Raw genomic sequence first — 10,793 nt, forward strand, 5'->3', positions numbered from 1 at the left:
GTTAGGGCTGCCCCGGCAGCAGTCGCACCATCAGGCCCTGCGCCTCGGCCAGCACCGTGCCGTCGGTGTCGGTGAGTTCGGCACCGATGAATGCCTTACGTCCCTCGGCCCGCTCGATCCGGGCGTGCACCAGCAGCGGGGTGTCGATCGGGGTGACCTTGCGGTAGTCGACGTGCAGGAACGCCGTGCGGCTGATCGGCCGGTTGGCCGCGTGCACCACCATCCCGAACATCCAGTCGAACAGCAGCGGCAGCACGCCACCATGCACTGCGAAGTTGCCGCCCACATGGAACCGGCTGAACGAGCCCGTCATCGACACACCGTCCGGCTCGAACCGGCTGACCCGCCACGGCGGCAGCAGCAGGCTGCCCATTCCCGGCAGTGACGGCGCCCGCCCGGCCGGGGCGACAGCCTGCGACGCCGGGAATTTCTCCAGCAGCCCCACCAGCGCGTCGACGCGGTCAGCGGCCTCATCCCAGGTGGCGTCGTCGGGGTCGGTCGACACCGCCAAGTCCTGCAGACGCCGCATCGTGGTGAGGAACCGTGCGAAGCCTGGGCTCGGGTCGACGACCGCGTAGTCCGGGAATCCACCGTGACTGGCGTAGTCCGGGTCGGTGGCCGTGTCGTCAGCGCCCGGGGACTGCCCCTCGCTCACGCGCCGGTGCCCCTCACCACGTCGCGTCGCACAATGGTCTGCTCCCGTCCGGGACCGACCCCGATGCACGAGACCTGCGCGCCGGCGATCTCCTCGAGCCGCGACACGTAGTCGCGCGCGTTGGCGGGCAAGTCCTCGAAGGTGCGGGCACCGGAGATGTCCTCCCACCAGCCCGGCAGTTCCTCGTAGACCGGCTCGGCGCGGGCGAACTCTTCCTGGGTCATGGGCAGCTCGTCGGTGCGTTTGCCGTCGACGGTGTAGCCGACGCAGACCGGCACGGTCTCCAGGCTGGAGAGCACGTCGAGCTTGGTCAGGAAGTAGTCGGTGATGCCGTTGACCCGGGTGGCGTAGCGCGCGATCACCGCATCGAACCAGCCGCAGCGCCGCTGACGCCCGGTGGTCACCCCGACCTCGCCGCCGGTCTTGGACAGGTATTCGCCGTTGGCGTCGAACAGTTCGGTGGGGAACGGTCCCGAACCCACCCGGGTGGTGTAGGCCTTCAGGATGCCCAGCACCGTGGTGATGCGGGTCGGGCTGACACCGGATCCCACTGCGGCGCCGCCCGCGGTCGGGTTGCTCGACGTCACGTAGGGGTAGGTGCCGTGGTCGACGTCGAGCAGGGTGCCCTGCGAGCCTTCCAGCAACACGTTCTCACCGCGGTCCAGCGCGGCGCCCAGCAGCAGCCCGGTGTCGGCGATGCGGTGTTTGAAGCCCTCGGCCTGCTCCAGCAGATCTTCGAGCACCTGCTGGGGCTCCAGCGCCTTGCGGTTGTAGATCTTGACCAGCACCTGGTTCTTGAAGTCCAGGGCGGCCTCGATCTTCTGGGCCAGCGACTCGTGGTCGAGCACATCGGCGACCCGAATCCCGATCCGGGCGATCTTGTCCTGGTAGCAGGGACCGATGCCGCGGCCGGTGGTGCCGATCTTCTTGCTGCCCATGTAGCGCTCGGTCACCTTGTCGATGGCCACGTGATAGGGCATCAGCAGATGCGCATCGGCGGAGATCAGCAGCCGCGAGGTGTCCACGTCACGGCGTTCCAGACCCTCCAGCTCGACCAGCAGCACCCCCGGATCGACCACGACACCGTTGCCGATGACGTTGGTGACGTGCGGCGACAAGATCCCCGACGGGATCAGGTGCAGCGCGAAGTTCTCCCCGGTGGGCAGGACCACCGTGTGGCCGGCGTTGTTGCCACCCTGGTAGCGCACCACCCACTGGACTCGTTCGCCGAGTAGGTCGGTCGCTTTACCTTTGCCCTCGTCGCCCCACTGGGCGCCGATGACGACGATTGCCGGCATGGAATTCTCGCTAACTGTCTTGGCTTACTGTGGTCCAGCCGGTGACTGAGCCTATCTGAAGAGATTCACAAGGAGCGTGTTGAACGCCACTAACGGCACGGAGAGCCTGCAGCTGCCGTCCGAAACCGTCGTCCTGCTGTTTGCCGGACGTCGTCTGCCGCGCCCCTTGCGAGGGCTACCCACAGTGCAATTCGGCGACGATACGAGCACCGATGACCCGAACGCCTTGGACGCCGCGATCGACCGCTACCGCCGGTTGGCCGTCGTCGGCGCGGACGCGGACCTGGCGCGAATACTGACCCGTCTGCTGCGCACCGACCGGCTCGACGTCGAGGTCGGGTACGTGCCGCAACGACGCACACCGGCGACCGCGGCCTACCGGTTGCCGGTCGGCTGGCGGGCCGCACGGCGGGCCCGGCGGGGTGTTGCTCAGCCGGTGCCGCTGGTCCGCGACGACGCCGGCACCGCGCTGGTGGGTGTCGGCCGGTGGCTGCCGGTGGACGGCGCCGCGGTGCTGCACGGTGAGGGAATCGTCGATGACGCCGCCCTCTTCGACGGAGATGTGGCCGAGGTGCTGATCGAGCCGACGGGCACCGCGCCGGGAGTGCGCGCCGGTGTCCCAGGCCGGCGCGGCCGGGTACGACGCTGGGTGGCGGGCCGCGCGGCCCAGCTGGGCACCACCGGCGCGCTGGTGGTGCGCGACGGCGTCTACAGCAGCCGAACGGTGAAGCGGTCCACCTTTTATCGCCACATCGAGGACTGGCTGCTCGTGCGATGACGAGGCCGGCCGGAGGACCGCCGAGAGCGTCCCGGCCGCACGGTGGCTAGCTTCTACTGGGTGAACGTGCATCCGCTGCGCGGGCAGGCGGTACGGCCCAGCCCGGTCTTCCTGGCACTGGTGGCCGTGACTGTCCTGGGCGGTGCGCTGGCGTGGCGGGCCGGTGAAGAGATCCGGCCGCACGCCTACGCCGGGGTGTTCGTGTTCGTCATCGCCGGCTGGCTGGTCTCGCTGTGCCTACACGAGTTCGGCCACGCCTACACCGCCTGGCGGTTCGGTGACCACGGTGCAGAGATGCGCGGCTATCTGACCCTCAACCCGCTGCGCTACACCCATCCGGGCCTGTCCCTGGTGCTGCCGATGCTGTTCATCGTGCTCGGCGGCATCGGGCTGCCCGGCGGGGCGGTCTATGTGCAGACGTCGTTCATGACGCCGCGGCGGCGCACCCTGGTCAGTCTGGCGGGTCCGGCCGCCAACCTGGTGCTGGCCGTGCTGTTGCTGGGTGCCACCCGCGCCCTGTATGACCCTGCGCATCCGGTGTTCTGGTCCGGGGTGGCGTTCTTGGGCTTCCTGGAGCTGACCGCGGTGGTACTGAACCTGCTGCCGGTCCCGGGACTCGACGGCTACGGCGCGCTGGAGCCGCACCTGAGCCCGGCGACCCGACGCGCCGTGGCGCCGTTCCAGCAGTGGGGCCTGCTGGTGCTGCTGATGTTGCTGCTGGCGTCGCCGATGCTGAACCAGAAGTTCTTCTCGCTGGTGTTGTGGTTCTTCGACCTGTTCGATGTGCCGCGCCTGCTGGTGTCGTGGGGTTTGAGCCTGACCCAGTTCTGGAATTCCTGGTTCTGAGTTCCCCGCCCGGTGTGAACCCGACTTCACGCCCAACAGCGGGCCAGTCCGCCTATATTCACCTCCCATGGGCGCCGGTCACGATCACCGTCACACCGACTCCCGGCTGTCTCGAATGGTCCTCGGCGCCGCCATCCTGAGCGCGTTCTTCGTCATCGAACTGACCACGGCGATCACCATCAACTCGATGGCCCTGCTGGCCGACGCAGGCCATCTTCTGACCGATCTGGCCGCCCTGTTCATGGGGGCGGCCGCGGTGATGTTGACCCGGCGCGGCAGCACGTCACCGTCGCGCACCTACGGCTGGCACCGCGCCGAGGTGTTCACCGCGGTCGCCAATGCGGTGCTGCTGATCGGGGTGGCGACGTTCATCCTCACCGAGGCGATCCGCCGCATCGGCACCGCGCCGGACGTACCCGGGGTGCCGATGATCGTGGTCGCCCTGGCCGGAATCACCGTCAACGTCGGCGTCGCGTGGGTGCTGCGATCGCACTCGACCGAGAGTCTGGCGGTGCGCGGCGCCTACATGGAGGTGGTCGCCGACACCGTCGGCAGCGTGGGCGTGCTGATCGCCGGTGTGGTCACCATCACCACCGGCTGGCCCTACGCCGACGTAGTGGTCGCGGTCTTCGTCGCACTATGGGTGCTGCCCCGAGCGTTCGCACTGGCCGGCGCGGCCCTGCGGATCCTGTCCGAGGCCTCCCCCAGCCACATCGATGTCGCCGAGCTGCGCGCGGCGCTCGCCGCCGTCGACGGAGTCACCGACGTGCATGACCTGCACGTCTGGACGTTGGTGCCCGGCCAGGACATGGCCACCGCCCACCTGGGCACCAGCGCCGACGCCGGCCGCGTATTGGCCGACGCTCGGGCCGTGCTGGCCGCCCGCGGGCTTACCCACGCCACCGTGCAGGTGGAGCCTGCCGGGCAGGGTGGTCGTTGCCCACTCGGGTGATGCCCTAGGTGTTCTCGACGGGCACGCCGTGGGTCAGCTCAGCCCCAGCGCAGTGCGAGCGCCGGGATCGCAGTCGTCGAGCAGAGCCAGGCAGCGCGTCTGTTCGTCGGTCTCCCCGATGGTGGTGGCGGCACGCGCCAGCGCGGCCACACACCGCAAGAAGCCACGGTTGGGTTCATGCGCGTACGGCACCGGGCCGTAGCCCTTCCAGCCGTTGCGGCGCAGCTGGTCCAGGCCCCGGTGGTAGCCGGTGCGCGCGTAGGCGTAGGCGGTGACCGCCTTGTCCTCGGCGAACGCCGCTTCGGCCAGCGCCGCCCATGCCACCGAGGCCGCCGGATGCGCGGCCGCGACGAGCTCGGGGTTCTGGTTGGCCCGCAGGGCGGCCTCGGCATCGGGGTCGCCGGGCAGCAAGATCGGATCGGGGCGCAGGAGATCACCGGTGAGAGTCACATCGTTCATTGTGCCGTGCCGTCCATGGCCAGCCACTCCGGCGATCGGCAGGCTCGCTCAGTAAACTAGCGCCAGCCGATCCGAATCAGCCGGCGGACATTGGAGGATCAGCCACTCATGCCGAACCCACCGGAACCGGACAACAGTGAGCCGAGCGACGACGAAGCCAGCGCTCCCACTGAGCAGCCCGACGGCGACGAGACGGCGACGGCCATCCTGGCGGAGACACCGGCCGAAGCCGACGCCGTCACCGAGGTGATCACCACCGAGGCCACGCCCACCGAACCCGGTCCCGACGGGTCACCGGAACGCCGCTTCACCGCACCCGGATTCGACGCCGGGCACACCGAGGTCATCCCGTCGATGGGCGATGCCGAAACCGAAGTGATCGCCCAGCAAGGCGATGAGACGGGAAAGGCGATACCGCAACAGATCCCGGCGCGGGTCGGCGGCAAACTGCCGTCGACCGTCTCGCGCAGCTGGGGCTGGGTGATGGCGGTGATCCTGATCATCATGGCGCTCGCGGTCATCGCGGTGCTGGGCACGCTGTGGCTGACCCGCGACACTCGCCAGGCCGCCTCGCAAGAAGAGCATGTGCGCACCACGATCCAGAACTTCGACATCGCCATGCAGAACGGTGACCTGGCCGCACTGCGCAGCCTCACCTGCGGCGACATCCGCGACCGCTACGTCAACTACGACCAAAAGGCTTGGGACGACACCCACCGCCGAATCGCGGCGGCCAAGCAGTACCCGGTGGTCGCCAGCATCGACGAGGTTGTCGTCAACGACGGCCAGGCCGAGGCCAATGTCACCGCTTTCATGGCCTACGAACCGCGGGTCCGCTCAACTCGTAGCTTCGACCTGCAGTTCCGCGACGACCAGTGGAAGATCTGCCAGTCACACGGGAGCTAGCAAAGCCCATCGACTCTGCGCCCACGGCGGGGCCGGCTCGAACTGCCCCGCCGTGAACGCGCCGAGTCAGCGACTCAGGCCAGGCTCTTGCCGGCGCTGTGCAGGTCGTTGCAGGCCTCGATGACCCGCTCGGTCATGGCGGCCTCGGCCTTTTTGAGGTAGCTGCGCGGGTCGTAGGTCTTCTTGTTGCCGACCTCGCCGTCGATCTTGAGCACACCGTCGTAGTTGGTGAACATGTGCGCGGCGATCGGGCGGGTGAACGCGTACTGGGTGTCGGTGTCGACGTTCATCTTCACCACACCGTGCTGCAACGCCTCTTCGATCTCGGACTTCAGCGAACCCGAGCCGCCGTGGAAGACGAAGTTGAACGGCTTGGAGCCGGCCGCCAGACCCAGCTTCGCCGCCGCCACCTTCTGGCCCTCGCCCAGGATGTCGGGGCGCAGTTTGACGTTGCCGGGCTTGTAGACGCCGTGCACGTTGCCGAAGGTGGCGGCCAGCAGGTACTCGCCGTGGTCGCCGACCCCGAGGGCGTCGATGGTCTTCTCGAAGTCCTCGGGGGTGGTGTAGAGCTTCTCGTTGATCTCGGCTTCCACCCCGTCCTCTTCGCCGCCGACCACGCCGATCTCGATCTCCAGGATGATCTTGGCGGCCGCCGCCTTGGCCAGCAGCTCCTTGGCGATTTCCAGGTTCTCGTCGATCGGCACCGCCGAGCCGTCCCACATGTGCGACTGGAACAGCGGGTTCTCGCCGGCCTTGACCCGCTCAGCCGAGATCGCCAGCAGCGGCCGCACGAAGCCGTCCAGCTTGTCCTTCGGGCAGTGGTCGGTGTGCAGGGCCACGTTGATCGGGTACTTGGCGGCGATCACGTGGGTGAACTCGGCCAGTGCCACCGCGCCGGTCACCATGTCCTTGACGCCCAGGCCGGAGCCGAACTCGGCGCCGCCGGTGGAGAACTGGATGATGCCATCGCTGCCGGCGTCGGCGAAGCCCTTGATCGCGGCGTTGATGGTCTCCGATGACGTGCAGTTGATCGCCGGGAACGCGTACGCATTCTGCTTAGCGCGGCCCAGCATCTCGGCGTAGACCTCGGGGGTGGCGATGGGCATGGGAACTCTCTCCTCTTGGCTGACCGAACCTGCCCCCGAGTATCTCAGGGGCGGTTTCACCGGTACCCCCCGGTATGTTGGTGCGTCATGAGCACCACCGTGGTCGCGATGCCCGGCCTGCTGGACCCGATGTACTGGCTCGGTTCCGGGGGCATCTTCCACGGCGCCGTACTGCCGGCCATCCTGGTGGTGGTCTTCATCGAGACCGGTCTGCTGTTCCCCCTGCTGCCGGGTGAATCACTGCTGTTCACCGGTGGTCTGCTGGCCGCCAAGGGGCTGGCTCCCGACATCTGGATTTTGGCGCCCGCAGTCGCTGTGGTGGCGGTGCTGGGCGATCAGTGCGGCTACTTCATCGGCCGGCGGATCGGGCCGGCGCTGTTCAAGAAGGAAGATTCCCGCTTCTTCAAGAAGCACTACGTGACCGAGTCGCACGCGTTCTTCGAGAAGTACGGGCCGTGGGCGATCATCCTGGCCCGGTTCGCGCCGTTCGTCCGGACGTTCGTGCCGGTGGTCGCGGGTGTCTCCTACATGCGCTACCCGGTGTATCTGGCGTTCGACATCGTCGGCGGCATCCTGTGGGGCGCCGGCGTGACGACGCTGGGTTACTTTCTGGGCAACGTGCCGTTCGTCCACGAGAACCTGGAAAAGATCATCCTGGTGATCCTGTTCGTCTCGATGATCCCGGCGTTCATCGCCACGGCGAAGGCCTACCGCAGCCGCCGCGGCGGCGGAGCACCCGCGGACGCCACCGCTGACTCGGCGCTCACGGCGCAACAGCCCGAGTAGACCGGGCGCTCAGGGCAGAGTCACCGGGCCGGTGCGGCGGCCGCGACACAGTGCGCGGCCTCCATCAGCATCCAGCCGCCCAACTGCACCGACAGGTCACGTTCGGGGATCTCGGATTCGCGCACCGCACCGGCAATGGAGGTGGCCACGACGCCATCGGCCCGGGGCAGCTCCGCGGGCTGGTCCCAGAACGCCCCGAACAACGGCAGCCCGTCGACCGATTGCCGGTAATCCCACGCCGATTTCGCCGATGACAGCACCAACCCGCCGGCGGTGTCGCGTGCCTCGGCGTCGGCGGCGGACTCCTCCGGCAGCGCGGTGGCGACCAGTGCCAGGTAGCGGGCGGTGATCCCGGCGAACAGCCCGCCGTCGCCGCCGCCGGCGCCCTTGATCACCCCGCCCGGGGCCATCCGCTTGCTCACCGCGGCCACCAGCCGGCGCACCCGGGCGGCGTGGCGCGGGTCCCCGGTGCGCACCGCCAACTCGGTCTCGAGCCCGAGCACCACGCCCTGGCAGTAGGTGTACTCGGCACGCACCAGCGAACCCTCCCTGATGCCGTCGAACACCAGGTCGGTGTCCGGGTCGATCAGGGTCGCTTCGATCCAGTCGCCCATTTGCTGGGCACGCTCCAGCCACCCGGGTTCGCGGGCCAGAAATATCCCGGCCGGGCCGTTGGCGGGGGCGTTGAAGAAGGGGGCGGTGAACTGTTCGTCCTTGCGCCATGGAATGCCACCGCCGGCTTCGGGCATCCATGATTCGGTCAGCTCGCGAGTCAGGGTGCCCAAAGCGCGGTGTCGGTCGACACCGGTGACGGTGGCTGCGCGTTGGATCGCCAGTGCCAGCCAGGCCATGTCGTCGTAGTAGGCGTTGGTCCAGCGGCCCACGTTGCGCAGCCGGTGGGTGCGGATCTGCCGTTTGATCCGTGTCACCCGTTCGGGTTGTGGATCCCGCAGCTGGGCATCGACCAGGCAGTCGATCAGGTGGGCCTGCCACCAGTAGTGCCAGTGTGGGGCGCGCCGGATCGGCGGCCAGGCGACCACGCCGAGCTGGGTGCCCGGCAGATGCCAGAGCGACTTGAGGTGTCTCGCGCTGACGGCAGCCTCGGCGCTCTCGGCCCGATTTGCCCAGAGGAGATCCATGGGGTCCATGGCCCTAGATCTTGCCGCATAAGCCGAACGCGCAACTTTCCCGCGGATCGGCCGCGGGAAAGTTGCGCATCGCTCGGCGGTCGGCGGTCAGAACGGCAGCTCGACACCGGCCCCATCACTGAGCTGGCTGACGATGTCGAGAATCCACTGAACGCCCGGCGAATTCTCCAGGATGTCTATCACCTCATCCATCGAATTGGTCAGCGTCTCCTCCGTCGACGTCAACCAGTTCATCATCGATTCCCCGGCGAGGTTAGCCAGCAGATCCAGCTGGCTGCCCGCCTCGGGGAAGAGATCGTCGAGGCTGATGGTGCCGTCGACAACCGCATTGATCGCCCCCGGTACGACCGCGTAGATCCCCATCAGCTCCCACGTGAGCATGCCGCCGGCATAGCCCGATGCGAGCTCCAGCAGAGAGTTGAGCTGGTCGCCGTCCTCGGCCGAGATCCCCAGCAAGCCGTACACCCAGCCGAGGTCGATGTCCGCCATCGGGCCGAAAAGAATGTTGGGGTCGTTGCCGATGGACTCAAAGAATCCCGCGAACCAGGGCAGGGGGTCCCAGCCGGGGGCGAGGATATCGGTGAACAGGTCATAGCGGTCGGAAACCCAGTCCGCCAGTCCCGAGATCCCGGCAAAGGACAGGAAGGGCTCGAGCCAGCCGGCCCACTCGACCGCGGTTTGGCCGTACGACAGGGTCGTCGCGGTCAGATCGTCGGCGTAGGCCTGCGCCAACACGGCGGAGTCGAACATCTCCCAACCGTCGGGGGTAAGGAACTCGACGTCCGTCCAGCCCAGGCTGGTCAGCGCGACTCCGGCGCCGACGGTGTGCGCCGCCGCGCCGGGCACCGCCCCGGGAGCGGTGATGACCGCGCTGGCAGCTACCAAAGCGACACCCATGGTGGCGCAGGGACGCAAACTCTCACGTATTTTCATAGCAAACCTCATTCCTGGCCGAATCTGGCAACCGGTACGCTAACTCGTTCCTTAACGGCGCCGATACAGGGAAATCCCTGGAATTCGTCCCGAATTACCCTGTTGGGACTGGGTTTTTACCGGTGATCGCTCGCGCAAAGCGTGAACAGAGAGCGGTCCGGCATGACGAAACCCCGTCAATCCACTCAGCAGAACCGGAATGAAACATATAGTTATCCAACATATTTACTGAGGTTGGCTTGAAGGTAGCTGTCACCACGCTTGGTCGAGGTGACCATGCCGGCTGATCCAGGCATGCATCACAATCCCGGCGGCCACCCCGACGTTTATGCTGCGGGTGGAGCCGAATTGAGCGATCGACACCGTCAGCTCCGCGCCGGCCCGGGCTTCGTCGCTGATACCGAGACCTTCGCTGCCGAACACCAGCAGGCAGTCGACGGGCAGCGTGGCCTGCTCCAGACGCACCGCCCCTGCCACGTTGTCCACCGCGACGACGGTGAGTCCCTGCCGGGCGGCGAAATCCAGGAGATCAGTGGCGGTTTCGTGATGCAGCAGTCGCTGATAGCGGTCGGTGACCATGGCGCCGCGCCGATTCCACCGGCGCCGACCAACGATGTGCACGGTGTGCACGGCGAACGCGTTGGCGGTGCGCACCACCGAGCCGATGTTGGCATCGTGGCCGAAGTTCTCGATCGCGATGTGCAACCGGTGCCGCCGGCGATCGATATCGGCGACGATCGCCTCTCGGGTCCAGTAGCGGTAGGCGTCGACGACGTTGCGACGGTCTCCCTCGCGCAGCAGCTCCGGGTCGTAGCGGGAGTCGCTCGGCGGGGGTCCCGGCCAGGGGCCGACGCCGTTGGCCGGTGCGAACCACTCGGTGGGGCCCGGCGGTTCAGCGAGGCTCGACGGAGGAGAGGCGAAGCTGG

12 protein-coding genes are annotated in these 10,793 nt (G+C 67.8%); 5 read left to right on the forward strand and 7 right to left on the reverse strand.

From position 1 onward, the window contains the following. Position 1: 1 nt before the first annotated feature. Both N416_RS0100410 and N416_RS0100415 read right to left on the reverse strand, forming a co-directional pair. Positions 2-655 (reverse strand): PaaI family thioesterase, encoded by a 654-nt coding sequence (locus N416_RS0100410; protein WP_024440162.1) that lies wholly within the window; start codon positions 653-655, stop codon positions 2-4. Continuing rightward, positions 652-1,953 (reverse strand): adenylosuccinate synthase, encoded by a 1,302-nt coding sequence (locus tag N416_RS0100415; protein ID WP_024440163.1) that lies wholly within the window; start codon positions 1,951-1,953, stop codon positions 652-654. Before N416_RS0100415 ends, N416_RS0100410 begins: the two co-directional genes overlap by 4 nt. Before the next feature lie 79 nt (positions 1,954-2,032). Here N416_RS0100415 and N416_RS0100420 point away from each other — a divergent pair, with 79 nt between their 5' ends. The 3 genes from N416_RS0100420 to N416_RS0100430 all read left to right on the forward strand — a co-directional run bounded on the left by N416_RS0100420 (position 2,033) and on the right by N416_RS0100430 (position 4,529). Then, positions 2,033-2,731, forward strand: coding sequence for a peptidase M50 (locus N416_RS0100420; protein WP_369797551.1), 699 nt, complete (start codon positions 2,033-2,035; stop codon positions 2,729-2,731). Positions 2,732-2,791: 60 nt separating this feature from the next. Further along, positions 2,792-3,577, forward strand: a complete 786-nt coding sequence (locus N416_RS0100425; protein WP_024440165.1) for a site-2 protease family protein — start codon at positions 2,792-2,794, stop codon at positions 3,575-3,577. A 67-nt stretch (positions 3,578-3,644) separates the two neighbouring features. Then, a complete protein-coding gene (locus N416_RS0100430) occupies positions 3,645-4,529 on the forward strand; it encodes a cation diffusion facilitator family transporter (protein WP_024440166.1) in 885 nt (294 codons plus the stop codon). 33 nt (positions 4,530-4,562) lie between these two features. On the opposite strand, the gene N416_RS0100435 is transcribed toward N416_RS0100430, so the two are convergent. Then, positions 4,563-4,979 (reverse strand): DUF3151 domain-containing protein, encoded by a 417-nt coding sequence (locus N416_RS0100435; protein ID WP_024440167.1) that lies wholly within the window; start codon positions 4,977-4,979, stop codon positions 4,563-4,565. A gap of 117 nt (positions 4,980-5,096) precedes the next feature. Between N416_RS0100435 and N416_RS0100440 the strand changes: the two genes are divergently transcribed. Beyond that, on the forward strand, positions 5,097-5,894 hold the full coding sequence (locus tag N416_RS0100440) for a membrane protein (RefSeq protein WP_024440168.1): 798 nt from the start codon (positions 5,097-5,099) through the stop codon (positions 5,892-5,894). A 74-nt stretch (positions 5,895-5,968) separates the two neighbouring features. Here the strand turns inward: N416_RS0100440 and fbaA are convergent, their stop codons facing one another. Beyond that, positions 5,969-7,000 carry a class II fructose-bisphosphate aldolase gene (gene fbaA / locus N416_RS0100445; RefSeq protein WP_024440169.1) on the reverse strand — a complete coding sequence of 344 codons (1,032 nt, stop codon included), beginning with the start codon at positions 6,998-7,000 and terminating at the stop codon, positions 5,969-5,971. 87 nt (positions 7,001-7,087) lie between these two features. On the opposite strand from fbaA, the gene N416_RS0100450 reads away from it, so the two are divergent. Next, the gene (locus N416_RS0100450) at positions 7,088-7,786 is read left to right on the forward strand and encodes a DedA family protein (protein ID WP_024440170.1); all 699 of its coding nucleotides are present in this window, start codon (positions 7,088-7,090) and stop codon (positions 7,784-7,786) included. Positions 7,787-7,806: 20 nt separating this feature from the next. On the opposite strand, the gene N416_RS0100455 is transcribed toward N416_RS0100450, so the two are convergent. From N416_RS0100455 to N416_RS0100465, 3 genes are all read right to left on the reverse strand, one after another. Then, positions 7,807-8,925, reverse strand: coding sequence for a glycoside hydrolase family 76 protein (locus N416_RS0100455; protein ID WP_024440171.1), 1,119 nt, complete (start codon positions 8,923-8,925; stop codon positions 7,807-7,809). 96 nt (positions 8,926-9,021) lie between these two features. Then, entirely contained in the window at positions 9,022-9,867 is an 846-nt protein-coding gene (locus N416_RS0100460) for a hypothetical protein (protein ID WP_125078354.1), read from the reverse strand. Between the two features lie 252 nt (positions 9,868-10,119). Beyond that, the coding region (locus tag N416_RS0100465; RefSeq protein WP_024440173.1) for an RNA methyltransferase at positions 10,120-10,793 on the reverse strand (674 nt) is incomplete at its 5' end.

The sequence above is a fragment of the Mycobacterium sp. UM_WGJ genome, assembly GCF_000455125.1.
Lineage (GTDB): Bacteria > Actinomycetota > Actinomycetes > Mycobacteriales > Mycobacteriaceae > Mycobacterium.

What these genes read in the sequence shown, in the direction of transcription:
- N416_RS0100415 (WP_024440163.1), bottom strand. Translation starts at nt 1,953, where the DNA reads ATGCCGGCAATCGTCGTCATCGGCGCCCAGTGGGGCGACGAGGGCAAA.
- N416_RS0100430 (WP_024440166.1), top strand. Translation starts at nt 3,645, where the DNA reads ATGGGCGCCGGTCACGATCACCGTCACACCGACTCCCGGCTGTCTCGA.
- N416_RS0100440 (WP_024440168.1), top strand. Translation starts at nt 5,097, where the DNA reads ATGCCGAACCCACCGGAACCGGACAACAGTGAGCCGAGCGACGACGAA.
- fbaA (WP_024440169.1), bottom strand. Translation starts at nt 7,000, where the DNA reads ATGCCCATCGCCACCCCCGAGGTCTACGCCGAGATGCTGGGCCGCGCT.
- N416_RS0100450 (WP_024440170.1), top strand. Translation starts at nt 7,088, where the DNA reads ATGAGCACCACCGTGGTCGCGATGCCCGGCCTGCTGGACCCGATGTAC.
- N416_RS0100455 (WP_024440171.1), bottom strand. Translation starts at nt 8,925, where the DNA reads ATGGATCTCCTCTGGGCAAATCGGGCCGAGAGCGCCGAGGCTGCCGTC.
- N416_RS0100460 (WP_125078354.1), bottom strand. Translation starts at nt 9,867, where the DNA reads ATGAAAATACGTGAGAGTTTGCGTCCCTGCGCCACCATGGGTGTCGCT.